Annotated in this window: 16 protein-coding genes; 6 read left to right on the top strand and 10 right to left on the bottom strand. The window is 55.3% G+C overall.

Features of this window, described 5'->3' with window-relative positions:
- Positions 1–15 precede the first annotated feature (15 nt).
- Genes EBA31_RS01030 through EBA31_RS01020 form a run of 3 tightly spaced genes read right to left on the bottom strand, consistent with a single transcriptional unit; the run spans position 16 to position 5,917 of the window.
- Entirely contained in the window at positions 16–363 is a 348-nt protein-coding gene (locus tag EBA31_RS01030; RefSeq protein ID WP_006317485.1) for a gamma-glutamylcyclotransferase, read from the bottom strand.
- A gap of 2 nt (positions 364–365) precedes the next feature.
- On the bottom strand, positions 366–4,184 hold the full coding sequence (locus EBA31_RS01025; protein WP_122076751.1) for a translocation/assembly module TamB domain-containing protein: 3,819 nt from the start codon (positions 4,182–4,184) through the stop codon (positions 366–368).
- A complete protein-coding gene (locus EBA31_RS01020; RefSeq protein WP_020824929.1) occupies positions 4,181–5,917 on the bottom strand; it encodes an autotransporter assembly complex family protein in 1,737 nt (578 codons plus the stop codon). The genes EBA31_RS01025 and EBA31_RS01020 overlap by 4 nt, the downstream gene beginning before the upstream one ends.
- Before the next feature lie 286 nt (positions 5,918–6,203).
- Here EBA31_RS01020 and msrA point away from each other — a divergent pair, with 286 nt between their 5' ends.
- Positions 6,204–6,845, top strand: coding sequence for a peptide-methionine (S)-S-oxide reductase MsrA (gene msrA, locus EBA31_RS01015; protein ID WP_020824928.1), 642 nt, complete (start codon positions 6,204–6,206; stop codon positions 6,843–6,845).
- A gap of 177 nt (positions 6,846–7,022) precedes the next feature.
- A complete protein-coding gene (locus EBA31_RS01010; protein WP_020824927.1) occupies positions 7,023–8,354 on the top strand; it encodes a hemolysin family protein in 1,332 nt (443 codons plus the stop codon).
- 197 nt (positions 8,355–8,551) lie between these two features.
- Here the strand turns inward: EBA31_RS01010 and EBA31_RS01005 are convergent, their stop codons facing one another.
- Positions 8,552–8,758, bottom strand: a complete 207-nt coding sequence (locus tag EBA31_RS01005; protein ID WP_122076748.1) for a DUF1107 domain-containing protein — start codon at positions 8,756–8,758, stop codon at positions 8,552–8,554.
- Between the two features lie 326 nt (positions 8,759–9,084).
- Between EBA31_RS01005 and EBA31_RS01000 the strand changes: the two genes are divergently transcribed.
- Complete coding sequence (locus EBA31_RS01000; RefSeq protein ID WP_122076744.1) at positions 9,085–9,642, top strand: YtfJ family protein; 558 nt, start codon at positions 9,085–9,087, stop codon at positions 9,640–9,642.
- 1 nt (position 9,643) lies between these two features.
- Here EBA31_RS01000 and cysQ read toward each other — a convergent pair whose 3' ends face one another.
- Positions 9,644–10,384, bottom strand: a complete 741-nt coding sequence (gene cysQ, locus EBA31_RS00995) for a 3'(2'),5'-bisphosphate nucleotidase CysQ (RefSeq protein ID WP_162302927.1) — start codon at positions 10,382–10,384, stop codon at positions 9,644–9,646.
- 256 nt (positions 10,385–10,640) lie between these two features.
- Between cysQ and EBA31_RS00990 the strand changes: the two genes are divergently transcribed.
- Together EBA31_RS00990 and ytfE are read left to right on the top strand one after the other, a co-directional pair.
- On the top strand, positions 10,641–12,593 hold the full coding sequence (locus EBA31_RS00990) for a bifunctional 2',3'-cyclic-nucleotide 2'-phosphodiesterase/3'-nucleotidase (RefSeq protein WP_122076736.1): 1,953 nt from the start codon (positions 10,641–10,643) through the stop codon (positions 12,591–12,593).
- A 119-nt stretch (positions 12,594–12,712) separates the two neighbouring features.
- On the top strand, positions 12,713–13,378 hold the full coding sequence (gene ytfE, locus EBA31_RS00985) for an iron-sulfur cluster repair protein YtfE (RefSeq protein ID WP_046374657.1): 666 nt from the start codon (positions 12,713–12,715) through the stop codon (positions 13,376–13,378).
- Positions 13,379–13,421: 43 nt separating this feature from the next.
- On the opposite strand, the gene fklB is transcribed toward ytfE, so the two are convergent.
- On the bottom strand, positions 13,422–14,042 hold the full coding sequence (gene fklB, locus EBA31_RS00980) for an FKBP-type peptidyl-prolyl cis-trans isomerase (protein ID WP_020824922.1): 621 nt from the start codon (positions 14,040–14,042) through the stop codon (positions 13,422–13,424).
- 288 nt (positions 14,043–14,330) lie between these two features.
- Between fklB and EBA31_RS00975 the strand changes: the two genes are divergently transcribed.
- Positions 14,331–14,999 carry an OapA family protein gene (locus EBA31_RS00975; protein ID WP_122076732.1) on the top strand — a complete coding sequence of 223 codons (669 nt, stop codon included), beginning with the start codon at positions 14,331–14,333 and terminating at the stop codon, positions 14,997–14,999.
- On the opposite strand, the gene EBA31_RS00970 is transcribed toward EBA31_RS00975, so the two are convergent.
- The 4 genes from EBA31_RS00970 to priB all read right to left on the bottom strand — a co-directional run bounded on the left by EBA31_RS00970 (position 14,996) and on the right by priB (position 16,507).
- Positions 14,996–15,355 carry a DUF488 domain-containing protein gene (locus tag EBA31_RS00970; RefSeq protein ID WP_122076728.1) on the bottom strand — a complete coding sequence of 120 codons (360 nt, stop codon included), beginning with the start codon at positions 15,353–15,355 and terminating at the stop codon, positions 14,996–14,998. The genes EBA31_RS00975 and EBA31_RS00970 overlap by 4 nt on opposite strands.
- A 110-nt stretch (positions 15,356–15,465) precedes the next feature.
- The gene (gene rplI, locus EBA31_RS00965) at positions 15,466–15,918 is read right to left on the bottom strand and encodes a 50S ribosomal protein L9 (RefSeq protein ID WP_004933629.1); all 453 of its coding nucleotides are present in this window, start codon (positions 15,916–15,918) and stop codon (positions 15,466–15,468) included.
- A 39-nt stretch (positions 15,919–15,957) separates the two neighbouring features.
- Positions 15,958–16,185, bottom strand: coding sequence for a 30S ribosomal protein S18 (rpsR, locus tag EBA31_RS00960; protein ID WP_000135199.1), 228 nt, complete (start codon positions 16,183–16,185; stop codon positions 15,958–15,960).
- Between the two features lie 4 nt (positions 16,186–16,189).
- Positions 16,190–16,507, bottom strand: coding sequence for a primosomal replication protein N (gene priB, locus EBA31_RS00955; RefSeq protein WP_006317460.1), 318 nt, complete (start codon positions 16,505–16,507; stop codon positions 16,190–16,192).
- Between the last annotated feature and the right edge of the window lie 8 nt (positions 16,508–16,515).

The raw sequence follows: 16,515 nt of genomic DNA, 5'->3' as shown, positions 1-16,515 counted from the left end.
GAGCGGTGTTTTTTTTTACTTTTCGTCGAGACGCTTCAGCCAGTCGCCGCTGTTAATTCGCGGGTAACCGTCCACACTGTGTTTATACAGGTAGATCCACGCACTCCCATAAGGCGTCTGAATCAGCTCGCGCTTATAGTCCTTGGTGTTGCTTTTCAGTTCGTCCAGCTCAGCCAAAATCGATGAGTTGATGCGGTACACTTCGCAATGTACCGTGCCCTCTCCAGGGATCGCCGCCGGGTAATGGCCCAGATTATAAATCTGATAGCCTTCGAGCTCATGCTCGCCGAGCCATTGGGCGTTGGTCATCCAATGGCTGTTTCCCTGTTTGCGTCGTAAACTGCCGTAGACAATTATTCGCATCGCTAAAACTCAAACTGATAGAGCAAATCTAATGCCTGGTCGAGACCAGACACCGCTTCCAGATACAATTTAGGCATCAGGCGGTAACGCAACGTCAACGTAGCCAGCGAGTCGAAAATACCCACCCCATATTTTACTTGTAAGCCTGGGAGAACATAACCGCTCACGACAACCTGGGAACTGTCGCCGACACCCTGAGTATCCAGGGCCAAATTGCTTACGCCAAACGCCTCGCCGATTTTACCCACAAGTTGACCACTTTGTGCAACCCCCATCCCAATTAACATTGAGGTCATTGCGTTACCATCGGCGCCGGAACTGCCCAATCCCTGCCCGCGCAGCAGATAAGACAGCGCTTCCTGCTGAGATTTGGCCGGATCCGAGAACACTTCCAGCTTGGGTGCATCCGCCAACCCGGTAACGCGTACCCCAGCGGTGACGTCGTCTTCTGTCGATTCAGGATTACGAATGGCTTCAATATTAAGCAGCGGCTGATCCGGCGGCCCTGAGAACATCAGTTGGCCCTTGCGGACGATCAAATCCTGACCATAAGCATGGAAGCGACCGGAAGGGATGTCAATCTGGCCGTTCAGGCCCAGGCCATTCTTGTCCTGCACCACTTTCAGATCGCCCTTCAGGCGGGCTTTTAAGCCAAAGGCATCCAGCCGCACATCGTTACCCACGTGGATCATCAGGTTGCTGTTGATCGGGATCCCTGCGGTTTTCGGCTGTATCGGTTTCAGTTGGTCGTCCAGCATCACTTCGTCGGAAGAGACGCCCACCGCACTTTCCGGCAACTCCTGCACCGTAATGCGCGCCCACGGAATATCTACCGAACCATTGAGCGAGAACAGCTGCGGCGTGGCTTCAAACACCAGATCGGGTGAAACGTCGATGCGGATCATCGGCGGCACCGTCACCCGCAGCTTATCGCCCTTGGCGGCGATACGTGCGCGCCAGGCGTTGATGTCGCGCCAGTCAGCATCGCCCGACAGGTTAAGCTGTCCGCGCGTGGTGCTGACCAGCCCTTCCATGGTCGAGGTCATGCCGTCAAAGTTCATCACCAGGCGGCCGTCCGTCATATCAAACGGCATCCAGTGACCATCTATATCAACCTTATCCAACGCCATCCGGCCATAAACCAGAGGCTTCTGCGCACTGCCACCCAGGCGCAGATTGGCATTCAGCATGCCCGCGGCTTTCTCCCCCTTCATCAACGCCGGATTGATCATCGCCAGCGAGATATTGGTGATATTGACGTTGCCGCTGATATTACGTCGTACCTGCGGATCGGCAACCTGCACGTTACCGTCAAATTGGCCATTATTGGTCAACTTGATCAACCAGTCGGCCTGTGCACGACCGTTGGACAGGCCGGCATTAAGGTTCAGCCGATCAAAGGCGATCGGCAACGCGTTGCCCTGCACTTGCTGAACCACCTTCACGCCGTTACCCACCAGGGAAACTTTCGCGTCCGGCAGCGCACCGCCCGGTTTCCAGCTTACGTCCGCCCGCCCGGTGAACACGCCGCTCAAAGCGGTCTCCGGACCGAGGAAAGGTTTGATCATCGCCAGATCAAAGCGGTTCAATACCACGCTGGCCTGGCCACTCTGGCCTGCTTCGATGGTCTTGGGTACGCACAGTTCGGCGTTCGGGTTCTGCCAGCAGTGCGGTCCAATACTGATTTTCTGCGCGGTATTCAGGTAATCCAGCGCAATGGCGCGAGTTAAGCGCCATTCGCCCACCGGGGTATCGAAACGGGTATTGTTCAGGTTGCCGCGCCAGCGCTGCTGTTGGCGATCGAAACTGCCCTGCAGCGCCAACTGACCGGATACCGGCTTGCCGTCAATTTTCAATTGCAGCTGATGCTGCTTCTCGCTGCCTTTGGCATCCAGTGTCAGCAGGCTGATATCCAGCGCATCCTGCTTAAGTTGCTCAACGCGTACCGCCAACTGACCCTGGATCTGATCGCTGGAACGCACGTCGCCGTCAATCTTCACTCGGTTGATGCGCAGCGCCTGCCACTGCAGGCCGGAAGCGGTCAGGTCGGCCAGCAACTGAGGCGCTTGCAGGTTGCCCCGCAGTTTCAGCAAGCCTTTCGCCGTACCGCCCAGCCCTGGCAGAGCGCCGTCCAGACGTGGCGCGTCGATATTCGCATCCAGGTTCCAGCTTTTCTCGTCCAGTTGGCCCTTAACGTTCAGTTGGTTGCGTCCCAGCGTCAGATCGATGCCCGGGATTTTCCACTGACCGGCAGCATTGCCGCTAAGCGTGCCACGTGCAGTGACTTTGTTTTGCTTCACGTTACCATCGAGCTGCAGCATCGGCACCTGCAATTGCCAACTGCCGCCGTGCAGGCTGCCACGCGTAGTGATTTTACCGTCCAACTTCGCCGGCCATTCCGGCCACTGCTTGGCGGTATTGATGCCGCTCAGCGTCAGCTGTGAATTCCAACTGATGGCCTTGCTCCAGTCCACCAGCGCCGTCAGATCGGTATTGCCCTGCAAGGCCGCCAACCGCAGGCGATCCAGTTTGAACTGTTCAACGTTACCTTTACCGTCCAGCGTCAGCACCGCCGGCGGGAGATCCTGCCCCTTGATATTGGCCCGGGTCGACAAGGCATAATCAGTCGCCTTGCCATTGAAACGCAGGCGGAAATCGTTGACCTGATACTGGGCTTCGCCGTTCAGCGGCCATTTCAGCTGTTTGCTTTGCAGCGTCAGTGCCAGCGGTAAACCCACTTCGGCCAATTGGGTCTGTACATCAAGCTGCGCACCGACCGGTCCGGAGAGGTTCAGCGCCACTTTAAGTTCTTCGCGCAGCCCACCGCCGACGTTCAGTTTGACCTTTTCCCCTTTCAGCGGCTCGATATTCAGCGTGCTGTTAGCCACCATTTCCACCGGCCAACTGCCGGTCAGCGTCGCCTGCCCCTGCGCAGACAACGTGCCCTGCGGGGATTTCACATCGAAATTGTCCAGCTTGATATGCTGATCCTGGGTACTGGCCTGCAGCAACAGGCTGGTAATCAACACCTCGGTATCACCGGTCAAGTGCAGTTGTTCCCCGCTGATCTCCTTAACCGTGATGTCCAACGGCAGGCGGATTTCCGGCAGATCCGGCAGCAGCGGCTTGGCGAACAGCTCTTTCAACGTTTCGCCCAGCGGCTTCTCTTCCGGCACCGGTGCCGGTTTCGCCGCCTTGTCGACCTGTTCACCCACTTTTTTCGCGACCTCGACAGCCGGCTGTATCGCCTCCGGCAACGGGTTCTGCGGGGTTTTCGGCAGTGCAATCAACAGGCCGCTGATTTTGGTGGGCAGCAAGGTCAACGCACGCTCTTGCCACTGCGCTCCGGTACGGAATTCACCAAGAGAGATTGCCGTGTCGTCTACGCTGACCTTAACGTTATTCAGCGTCAGCATACGCAAGGTAATAGGGTAAGGCGTGCTCAGATTGGTGGTCGGCTCGCTGGTCTCTTCCACCGGCGCAGACGGCGTCATTTCTTTGGTTTTCACCACCACGTCGACGTCCTGCGCGGTCAGCGCATTGACGCACAGCGAACTGTTTTTAAAGCAGGCCAGATCGAGTGACAGATGGAATTGTCCGGCATTCACCGTCACGCCCGGCATCTGATACTTCACGCCTTTTAGCGTCAGATCACGCCAGCCACCGCTCACGCTGGCAATATCCAACCCCGGCACCCATCGAGCGGCAGCGTTGAGGGTCATATGCAAACCACTGGTGGTACCGAGCAAGTACGCCACCGCCCCGACCAGCAACAGCAAGACAATCAGGAAACCAAAGCAAATCTTTTTTATCAGGCTCATAGTTCAGGCCCCAAACCGATGTAGAACTGCATCCCGTGGGTGTCCTTGTCCCCCACGGGCGCGGCGATATCCAGCTTCACTGGCCCTACCGGCGACTGCCAGCGTACGCCTACACCGGCGCCGGTTTTGAAGTTGCTCTGCTTGATATCGTTCACCGCTTCACCGGAATCGACGAACATCGCCCCCCACCATTTACCGGTAACGTTGTATTGATATTCCAGCGAGCCAGTCAGCATTTTGGAGGCACCGGTCAACTTGCCGTCATCGTTGCGGGGGGAAATGTCTTTGTACTTGTAGCCACGGATGCTGCGATCGCCACCGGCAAAGAATCGCAGGTCTGGCGGCACTTTGTCGAAGTCGTTGGTTTCGATCCACCCCACCTGCCCGCGCGCCACGAACCGGTGCTTATCGGCCAGGGTGCGGATCCAGACGTTCTGCGCCTGCATCAGCGCGAAGTCCACGCCGGATCCCCAGGTGGTGTCGGAAACGTCGATGGAGTAGCGTTGGCTATCGCCCCAGGTCGGCATCAGGCCTCCACGCGAGCGGGTGCGGTTGAGGCTGACGCCAGGGTACAGCAGCATGGTGGTATTGCTGACGTTACCCTGGGTAAAGTTATCCCAGCGCCAGGTCAGGTTAATAGCCCGCTGCCAGCCGCTGGAGAGATCCCAGTTGCGCGAGGCCACCACTTTGGAGGTTACGGACTTGGTATCGTTTAGATCGACGTTCTTGAGCCCGCCCTGCAGCAGGTAATACTGCTCCAGCGGATTCTTCAGCAACGGGATCTTATAGGTCAGATCGAGCTGCTGCTCGGGGGCCGAAATACTGGCGCTGGTTTCCAGACTGTGGCCGCGATCGTTAAGCCAGGGCTTCTTCCAGGTGCCTTTAACGCGGGGACCAACGTCGGTGGAGTAACCGACACCGGTTTCGATGGTGTTGCGAGTGCGTGGTGACACCAACGCATCTAGCGGCAAAATCTTGTTCTCTTTGGCATCTTTGAAATCAGGGGAGACCACCACCGAGTTAAACCAGTTAGTGGCGGACAAACGGCGGTTCAGTTCGGCCAGGTCTTCCGAAGTGTAATAATCCCCCTGATGAAAGGGCACCAGATTTTGCAGATAGTCTTCACGAATTTGCGAACCGGTAAACTTCACCTGGCCGAAGCGGTAACGCTGCCCGCTGTCGAAGTCGATGTCCCAATAGGCCTTATGCAGATCCTCCGCCACGCCGAGCTGGCTTTTGGTCATATCGGCATCGAAATAGCCTTTGCGCAGCGCCAGGCCGGTCAGTGAACCTTTAAAACTGTCGTATTTACCGTGATTAAGGATCTCACCTATCGTCGGTTTGCCTTTTTTGACCAACGACAGATAGTCTTCATCGGTTTTCGCACCGCCTTCCAGCACGATATTGGCCCCGGCAATGCGCACCGGTTCACCCGGATTGACCTTGGCGTGCAGCACCGGCCGCGCCAGCCCTGGCCGATCGTCCAACGTAAATTCGATGGTAGGCTGATAATAGCCAAGCGCTCTTAGCCCCTGACGAACAGCTTCATCCACGCGTGCGCGGAAACGGCCATCAGTACCGACCTCTTCCGGAGTGATGGAAGACAGGCGTACCCGGACGTTTTTTTCCAGTTCCCCGCTAAGTCCTTCAACCTGCAGCCGCACATTCGCCGAAAACGCCGCAGGCGTCGCGAGCAGCGCACACAAAAAGCACAGGGCACGGTATCGTGGCACGCGTTCTCCTTAATTTATTTTACTTTCCTGTTATAACACGCACTCTGGTGCCAGGGCATACTCCGCGCTATCAAGACGGCAGCCCTTTCAGCCTTATTCCAGACGCGACATATTACGATTTTACTGCCGCAGTAAACTGGCGCATTCTTAGCTTTTGGCGCTCTAAATACTGCGTTAATCTGATTCATAATCTGAATATGTAGCTTATTGTGGGCAAAGTTGCGGTTAGATACAACCGAACTGCCGTGTCTTAGGTCAATTCTTACTGTGACAACAGGAGTCAACCGTGGTGCCATTTTTTGATAAAACACAAACCGTCGACAAGGCGAACGCGCTGCCTGGCCGCACGACGCCCATGCCGGTTGCCACGCTCAACGTGGTCACTCACCATTCAATGACCCAGGTGCCGGAAGGCATGGAAGTGGCTATCTTCGCCATGGGATGCTTCTGGGGTGTGGAGCGCCTGTTCTGGCAACAGCAGGGCGTATACAGCACGGCGGCAGGCTACAGCGGCGGTTTTACGCCAAACCCAACCTACCGCGAAGTGTGCAGCGGCCAGACCGGTCATACTGAAGTGGTGCGGGTGGTATTCGATCCGAAAATCATCAGCTATAAGCAGCTGCTGCAGGTGTTCTGGGAGAACCACGATCCGGCGCAGGGCATGCGTCAGGGTGGCGACGTCGGCACTCAGTATCGCTCAGCAATTTATACGCTGACGCCGGAACAGCAGACCGCAGCCGAAAGCAGTCTGAAGCGTTTCCAGCAGGCCATGAACGAGGCGGGCGACCAACGCACCATCACCACCGAAGTGGTGCCGGCGCTGCCGTTTTACTATGCCGAGGATGACCATCAGCAGTATCTGTACAAGAATCCTGAAGGCTACTGCGGCCTGGGCGGCATCGGCGTTTGTTTGCCACCCCAGGGCTAAACCCTTGGTCAGCGGTAATTTTTTAACCGCTGGCGGCCCCTGTAGGGCTGCTGCTATACTATGCGGGCCGCATCTGCGGCCTGATAGCCTCCTTTCTGGTTGTTATCACTACTTTTTTTACAATGTACTACCCTTCCTCAAGAGCGCCGTCATCCCGTCGGCACGTATGGATAGATTATGTTAAACAGTATTTTACTGATTCTTTTTCTGATCGCAGTGAGTGCGTTTTTCTCACTGTCGGAAATTTCTCTGGCCGCGTCACGCAAGATTAAACTGAAACTGATGGCTGACGAAGGTAACGTCAATGCCGCCAAAGTCCTTAAACTACAAGAAACCCCGGGGCTGTTCTTTACCGTGGTGCAGATTGGTCTGAACGCCGTAGCCATTCTCGGTGGTATCGTCGGTGATGCTGCCTTCTCCCCTAGCTTCCAGGTATTGTTCGATCGCTTTTTGTCCCCGGAGATGGCGGAGCAAGTCAGCTTTATCTGCTCGTTCGTCCTGGTGACCAGCCTGTTCATCCTGTTCGCAGATTTGACCCCGAAGCGCATCGGTATGATTGCACCAGAGACGGTCGCCGTCCGGATCATCAACCCGATGCGTTTCTCGATCATGATCTTCCGGCCGCTGGTGTGGTTCTTCAACGGCATGGCAAACCTGATCTTCCGCCTGTTCAAACTGCCGATGGTGCGCAAGGACGACATCACTTCCGACGACATCTATGCGGTAGTGGAAGCCGGAGCCCTGGCTGGCGTGCTACGCAAGCAGGAACATGAGCTGATCGAAAACGTGTTCGAACTGGAGTCACGCACCGTACCTTCGTCGATGACCTCGCGCGAAAGCGTGGTTTACTTCGATCTGCGTGAAACCGAAGAAAGCATTATCGAGAAAGTCTCGACCCATCCGCACTCCAAGTTCCTGGTGTGCGACGGCAATATCGATCAGGTGGTCGGCTACGTTGACTCCAAAGACTTGCTGAACCGCGTGCTGGGCAATCAAAGCCTGGTGCTGAGCAGCGGTGTGCAAATCCGCGCGGCGCTGATCGTGCCGGATACCCTGACGCTGTCCGAAGCGCTGGAAAGCTTTAAGACGGCCGGCGAAGACTTTGCCGTTATTCTCAATGAATATGCACTGGTCGTGGGCATCATCACGTTGAATGACGTAATGACTACCCTGATGGGCGATCTGGTCGGTCAAGGCCAGGAAGAGCAGATCGTCGCACGCGATGAAAGCTCATGGCTGATTGAGGGGGGTACGCCAATCGACGATGTGATGCGCGTTCTGCACATTGATGAGTTCCCGCAGGCGGGCAACTACGAAACCATCGGCGGCTTTATGATGTACATGCTGCGCAAGATCCCAAAACGCACCGACTTCGTGAAATACGCCGGCTACAAGTTTGAAGTGGTGGACATCGACAGCTACAAGATTGACCAGTTGCTGGTAACCAAACTGAGCGACAAACCGGCGGCGGTACTGCCGAAGGCGCCAGAAGACAACGCCCCCGCCTGATCCGGACTGTAGAAACGTCAGCGGCCCCATCGGGGCCGCAATTATTTCAGTTTTTTCAGCTGCTCTAATTACCCTATGAATTTCAAGTTGCAGCTAGGCAGCCAGCTCACTCATCCCCTGGAGCTTACTTAAGTAAGTAACAGGGGTGGGTGAGTGCAGATAACAACGCTGCGGCTTGAAAGGCGACGGGTACTGCATCAACCCATATCAGTTTGCAGCAACAACACCTGACGGTTTACCTCTGACATCACGCTGAAGTGGCGCCGGTCACGAATTTTCGGTAACAGGATTTTCCCTTCGTCGAATTCGAACGCGCCTACATCTTTGATATACAGTCGGCCACGAAACAGGGTTTTTACGTACTTCGCCACTTTCAACGGATTATAACGCTGGAAGATTCTCATTCTATTACTCTCCTCCGTTTGGTCCATGCGCTCAGCGGGCCGCCAAGGTGGCAGCCTCTAAAGTAAGAACGCAACTTGATTGCCATGTAGTAGACCTAGTAAAGACGATAATGTTCACTTCTGCACGGATATCTTCACTGGATTTACACTTTTTGACAGAATTGTATATGATAATATATAACTTTTTCAGTACATCCCTTCAAAACACAGGTATTACCGGCCAGAAGGGGAAACTGCGATCCAGCTAACAGGACAGACCTCCGATCACCACCTATGCTTTAGGCTGTCGGGTGCTGTCGGCACCGTTCCCCTTCCAAGGAGAAGGCATGAAAAAAAGTCACCTGCTTATTGTTTCCCTGCTGCTTGCCCCCTTTTTAGCCTCTGCGCACAACTTCCAACTCCAGCAACGCGTCGCGCCGGTCGGCGTCAGCGATAAGGGAGAGTTGAATTACGCTAATGATAAGTTTAGCTATCAAAACTGGAATAGCGCGCAACTCAGTGGGAAAGTGCGAGTCATACAGCATATTGCCGGCCGTAGTTCCGCCAAGGCGATGAACGATCCGCTGATCGAAGCGATTAAGAAAGCTAAACTACCGCACGATCGTTACCAAACGACGACAATAGTGAATACCGATGACGCGATACTCGGCACCGCGGTGTTTGTTCGCAACAGCATTGAAGACAGCAAGAAAGAGTTCCCCTGGTCGCAGTTTGTGGTCGACAGCAACGGCAACGTGCGCAAGGCCTGGGATTTGCAGCCGAAAGGGTCGGCCATTGTGGTGCTGGATAAGCAAGGCAGGATCCAGTTCGCCAAAGACGGCGCCCTGAAGCCAGAAGAGGTGCAGCAGGTCATGACCCAACTGCACCAGCTGCTGGCGAACTGATTTAGAACAGCGAAACCCTGAAGCCGGGGTTTAGGAAGGATTCACGCGGCGTATAGAGCAGAGGTCTGCCCTGCCAGTCGTGGATCTGTGCCCCGGCTGCCACGGCCACGGCATGACCGGCGGCGGTATCCCAGATATTTGTGGGCCCAAAGCGCGGGTAGAGCTGCGCCTTACCTTCCGCCACCAGGCAGAATTTCAGCGAAGAACCAACGGAAACGGTCTGGTGTTCGCCCAGCTGTTTCAGGTAGTCCTTCAGCTCTTCGTCGCTGTGCGAACGGCTGACCACCACCAATGGCGGATGGGCATTGCTGACGCCAATCTCCTGCCGGTGGCCCTTTTCTTCTTTCCAGGCTTTACCGCGTTCGGCTAAATACAGCACGTCGATCGCCGGGGCGTAAACCACCCCCATTACCGCCTGCCCGTCTTCAATCAACGCGATATTTACCGTGAACTCACCGTTGCGATTCAGGAACTCTTTGGTACCGTCCAACGGATCGACCAGCCAGTAGCGCGTCCAATTCTGCCGCACTTCCCAGGTCGGTGGATCTTCTTCCGACAGCAACGGGACCTCCGGCGTTAACGCCGCCAGGCCGCGCTTGATAATGTGGTGCGCCGCCAGATCGGCCGCCGTCACCGGGGAGTCATCTTTTTTTTGTGTAACATCAAGCGGTTGTTCACCGTTGTACACCGCCATGATGGCCGCGCCCGCCTCGCGGGACAGTTGGCAAATTTTTTCTAACATCATTCACCTCAGATAGACAGTTCCGTGGGCCATTTCCCCTTTCTCATTGCTAGCAGCCTAGTTTTTTTTGCATCGAATATCCATCATAACGATTTAACCTTCGGTAATGACTCAAGTCTTTGCCGTCACAACTGTGACATTTCCTCCGATGCCTTGGTCGGTTTTCTGCCACACTTCACAGTTTGGTGAGACAACCAATGTTAATTACATGCCCCTCTGCGATAAAACTCGAAAAATGGAATGGAGAAAACCAAAAATGATGAAGCGTCCGCTGACGTTGTCTGTCCTCGCTATGCTGGTTTGCGCCTCAGCGCAGGCGGCAACGGTCGATCTGCGCGTGCTGGAAACCACCGATCTGCACAGCAACATGATGGACTTCGATTACTACAAGGATAAACCGACCGACAAGTTCGGCCTGGTACGCACCGCCAGCCTGATTGAACAGGCCCGCCAACAGGCCACCAATAGCGTACTGGTGGACAACGGCGACATCATTCAGGGCAGCCCGCTCGGCGACTATATGGCCGCCAAGGGCCTGAAGCCCGGCGATATTCATCCTGTCTATAAGGCTATGAACACCCTGAATTATGTGGTCGGCAACATCGGCAACCACGAATTCAACTACGGCCTCGATTACCTGAAAACCGCCATCAGCGGTGCCAAATTCCCGTATATCAACGCTAACGTGATCGACGCTAAAACTCAGAAACCGCTGTTCACTCCTTACATTATCGTCGATACGCCGGTAAAAGACCGTGACGGCAAGGAACATAGTTTACGCATCGGCTATATCGGCTTTGTACCGCCGCAAATTCTGGTGTGGGATAAGGCCAATCTGCAAGGCAAGGTTAAGGTCAACGACATCACCGAAACCGCCAAACGCTACGTGCCGGAAATGCGTAAACAGGGGGCCGATCTGATCGTGGCGATCCCGCACTCCGGCCTGTCCAGCGAGCCGTACAAGGCGATGGCAGAGAATTCGGTGTACTACCTCAGCCAGGTTCCGGGCATTGACGCCATCATGTTCGGCCATGCTCACGCCGTATTCCCGAGCAAAGACTTCGCCAATATCAAAGGCGCTGACATTGCCCAGGGCACGCTGAACGGCATACCTGCGGTCATGCCCGGCCAGTGGGGCGACCACCTCGGCGTTGTCGATCTGCAGTTGAACAACGACTCTGGCAGTTGGAAAGTAGCTTCCGCCAAAGCGGAAGCACGGCCAATCTACGACAAAGAGAACAAGAAATCGCTGGCGGCGGAAGACGCCAAGCTGGTGAAAGTCCTGGCTGAAGATCATAAGGGCACGCGCGATTTTGTCAGCAAGCCAGTCGGCAAAGCTGATGACAACATGTACAGCTACCTGGCGCTGGTGCAGGATGACCCAACGGTACAAATCGTGAATAACGCGCAGAAAGCCTATGTGGAACACTACATTCAGGGCGACCCGGATCTGGCCGATTTGCCGGTGCTGTCAGCGGCAGCGCCGTTCAAGGTCGGCGGCCGCAAAAACGATCCGGCCAGCTTCGTCGAAGTGGAAAAAGGCCAGCTCACCTTCCGTAACGCTTCGGATCTCTACCTCTACCCCAACACCCTGGTGGTAGTAAAAGCCAGTGGCAAAGAGGTGAAGGAGTGGCTGGAGTGCTCCGCCGGGCAGTTCAATCAAATCGACGTCAACAGCAGCCAACCGCAGGGCCTGATCAACTGGGATGGCTTCCGCACCTATAACTTCGACGTGATTGATGGGGTTAATTACCAGATCGACGTCAGCCAGCCTGCGCGTTACGACGGCGAATGCCAGTTGATCAACGACAAGGCGGAACGTATCAAGCAGCTGACGTTCAAAGGCAAGCCAATTGATCCTAAAGCCACCTTCCTGGTGGCGACCAATAACTATCGCGCTTACGGCGGCAAGTTCGCCGGCACTGGCGATCAGCATATTGCCTTCGCTTCGCCGGACGAGAACCGTTCAGTGTTGGCGGCCTATATCAGCGCTGAAACCAAGCAGCATGGCGCAGTACGGCCACAGGTGGATAACAATTGGCGCCTGGCGACCTTCAGCAGCCCGCAACCGCTGGATATTCGCTTCGAAACCTCGCCAAGCGAGAAAGCGACAGCGTTTATCAAGGCACATGCCCAGTATCCAATGAAATCCGAAGGCACGGATAACATCGGGTTCGCAGTTTATAAGATTGATTTAAGTAGCAAATAAGCTGCAGGCCGGGAGGCACAGGGTTCCCCCCGGCCATCTACTCCTTTTTCTCGCTGGCGCGCCCTTTAAATTGCATTTAAAATGCATGTTATAAATTTTTCATTTAAAGAGGCACTCTCATGGATTACCGTAATCAATCCCTCGGCGCTCTCGCCATCGCTATTCCCCGGGCATCACGCCTGTTCCGCCTGAACGATTTGGATTTCTGCTGTGGCGGAAAACAAACGCTGCAACGCGCGGCCGAGCGTAAAGGACTGGATCTCGAGCAGCTTGAAAGCGAATTGGCCGCCCTCGCCGCCAGACCGGCAGCAAGCCATGACTGGCGTACTGCACCGCTCGGTGAACTGATTGATTATATTCTGCCACGCTTCCATCAGCGGCACCGCGAGCAGCTGGCCGAGCTGGTACTGATGGCGGAAAAAGTCGAACGGGTTCATGCCGACAAAGCCACCTGTCCACGCGGTCTGGCGAAACAGCTGAACCTGATCCGGCTGGATCTGGAAAATCACATGATGAAAGAGGAACAGATCCTGTTCCCGATGATCAAGCAGGGTATGGGCCGGCAGGCGGCTGGGCCGATCTCGGTAATGGAACATGAGCATGACGAAGCGGGCGAACAGCTGGAAGTGGTGAAGTTCCTCACCCACAACGTGACGCCACCGGAAGGTGCCTGCAATACCTGGCAGGCGCTGTATGGTGGTATCGACGAGTTTATTGATGACCTGATGGAACACATCAATCTGGAGAACAACCTGTTGTTCCCCCGCGCGCTGAACGGCGCATAAAACAAGGGCGCCATCAAGGCGCCCAGAGAAATCTGTTAGAGAATTACAGGATTTCCAGCAGTTCGACGTCGAACACCAGCGCGCTGAATGGCGGGATGGATGCGCCGGCACCACGCTCGCCGTAGGCCAGGTCGTGTGGAATATACAGCTGCCATTTGGAACCGACCGGCATCAGGGTCAGCGCTTCAATCCAGCCAGGGATCACGCCGCTAACCGGGAATTCTGCCGGTTGACCGCGCTCTACGGAGCTGTCGAACACGTCGCCGTTAATCAGACGGCCAGTGTAATGCACACGCACGCGATCCTGACGGGACGGGATTGGGCCGTTGCCCTGTTCCAGCACGGAGAACTGCAGGCCGGATTCGGTCAGCGTAACTTCGTCGCGCTTGGCGTTGTCTTCCAGGAATTTCTGGCCTTCAACGGCCATCGCCTGTTGACGCTCACGACGCACGGCATCCGCACGCTCGTGGATTTCGCGCAGCGCACGGTGCACCACGTCTACCGGAACCGCCGGGGCATTCCCTTCCAGCGCGTCACGCAAACCTGCCAGCAAAGCTTCCGGTTGTAAACCTTCCAGACCGGACTCTTGCAGCTGCTGGCCGACCTGTAAACCAATCCCGTAGCTCGCCTGCGCTTCAACGCTGTCAAAAGAAGGGGTTGTCATGGGGTTTTCCTTTAGTCTGTAAAAAGTCGAAAGCGCAGCATAACAGCGCCGCAATGCCGGGTAAAATCTTGTGTGGAGAATGATGACTTTTGTCGTAGAAAAAGAAACAATAACCCTCAGTTAACACCCGCTCCCGCGCGCCCAGGCGAATCGCCTGCCGCAACAGGTATGGGTTTGCTGCTGCCTTTCACTTCAATCAGTTAGCGGACTATACTGAAAACAGGGCATCGGGTCGGCGGTACACCCTTTTGTACCGTGATATTTTTACGCCGTTGAAGAGAGGTTACCATGGGCAGAATCTCGCCCAGGAGAAGGAAGACCACCCGTATCTACCAGCCGTTGTTGCGTACCTGGCTGAACTTCAGTCAGCGCCTGAAGCCCGGCTCCGCGCCAGCGTCGGTAGAAGACCCGGATTCAGAACAACCACCGGAAAGCGGTAAGGGGCAAAACATCAAAGCGTTACTGCTGAAGATCTGGCACCTGCCGGACGGCTTCGGTTGGATGGAGCCACTGCCTTATTTTCATCGTCGCTGGACCCTGATTTTCGGCATCATCCTGCTGCTGGCACTGCTGTGGCCGTATTCATCGGAAAAACAGCCATTCCCTGTCACCCAGCAGGAAAACAGCGTTCCCTTGCAGGCCGAATTGCAAAACGACACTCAGCAGCAGCACGCTGTAGAGCCGGAACCGGCGGGCAACTGGCAACGCTACCAGATCCAACCGGGCCAGACGCTGGCGCAGCTTTTCCGTGACAACAACCTGCCGGTGAACGAAGTTTTCGCCATGGCGCAGGTGGAAGGGAACGATAAGCCGCTCAGCAACATGAAGGCTGGCCAGGAAGTGCGTATCGAACGTGATACCAACGGCGTGATCACCGCGCTATCTGTCACCACCGCTGACAACAGTCAGGTGTTATTTCGCCGCCAGGCCGACGGCGGCTATCGTCGCGAGCGTTAATCCGCTAACTGCCTTAACAGAAAGTCGCGCAGCACGATGCCATGGTTGTGCTGTGTGTCTTTACTGCCATAAAGTAAGGTCAAGGGTTGCCCCTGTGTTAGTAAAGCTACCAATGGCTGCCAGGCGTCGTTTTGAGCCAGTTGCAAGCGGTAGTGGCTTTCGAACTCGTCCCACCGGTCAAGATGTTGATGAAACCACTGCCGCAGCGCGTTATCCGGCGCAACCTGCTTTAGCCACTGCACGCCCTGCAATCGTTCCTTGCTGATGCCTCGCGGCCACAAACGATCAATCAAATAGCAGTGCTCCGGTGCAGGGCCGGTAAAATCGTAAACGCGCTGCAAGATAATCTCCGCCATTTCCGCTGCTCCTCATTCAAGCTGTGATAGCAGGGTAGCGCGTTTTACCGGACGCAGAAAAGCAAAACGCCAGCACGAGGCTGGCGTTTTAACTTGGCTGGCAGGAGCGATTAAGCTTCTGCAACCACAACTACATTCAGCTGTGCGAACACGTCGCTGTGTACCTGGAAGTGAACTTCGTGTTCACCAGTGGTACGCAGAACGCCGTTCGGCAGACGAACTTCGCTCTTGGCAACTTCAACGCCTGCCGCAGTAACTGCGTCAGCGATGTCGCGGGTGCCGATAGAGCCGAACAGTTTACCTTCGTCGCCTGATTTAGACGCGATGGTGACTGAACCCAGTTCGTTGATCTTGGTTGCGCGAGCTTCAGCAGCAGCCAGAACGTCAGCCAGTTTGGCTTCCAGTTCAGCACGGCGTGCTTCGAAGAACTCTACGTTTTTCTTGGTAGCAGGAACAGCTTTGCCCTGTGGTACCAGGAAGTTACGGGCGTAGCCCGCTTTAACGTTAACTTGATCACCCAGGCTGCCCAGGTTTGCTACTTTATCAAGCAGAATAACTTGCATTACCTTATCCTCTCAAAGTCGTTAATGGACAGTGGCCGATTACTGATGACGATCAGTGTACGGCAACAAAGACAGGTAGCGCGCGCGCTTGATAGCACGGGCCAGCTGGCGCTGATATTTTGCACGAGTACCGGTAATACGGCTCGGGACAATTTTACCACTTTCAGTGATGTAGTTTTTCAGCGTAGCGATGTCTTTATAGTCAATCTCTTGAACGCCTTCCGCGGTGAAACGGCAGAACTTGCGACGACGGAAATAACGTGCCATTAGGCTAGTCTCCAGAATCTATCAATTCAATCTGCTCGGCATGCAGAACCAGTTTGTTCAGCCCGTTGCGCCCTTGATGGCAGCTTACGAAGCCTTGCACGGTTATCTGACTGCCGACCGTTAATCTTTGAGTTAGTGCTTGTGACTGTTGTCCGCTGACAACCACGGGCATTCGGCACCATGCTTGCCTGCTAAATCCGGCTTCCATTTGCTGCGAACGGTGCTCTAGCACAAATTGGCAGTGGGGGATCCCGGAAGGACTCACTTTTCGAACCGGCGCCTTGCACACAGTGCCCGACAAAACCAGACGATTAGATGTCACGGCGGCAA

This window comes from Serratia sp. P2ACOL2, from assembly GCF_003691565.1.
GTDB classification, from domain to species: domain Bacteria; phylum Pseudomonadota; class Gammaproteobacteria; order Enterobacterales; family Enterobacteriaceae; genus Serratia; species Serratia liquefaciens.
The sequence above is the reverse complement of the archived record's forward strand: the minus strand, read 5'-3'. Positions and strand labels throughout refer to the sequence as shown.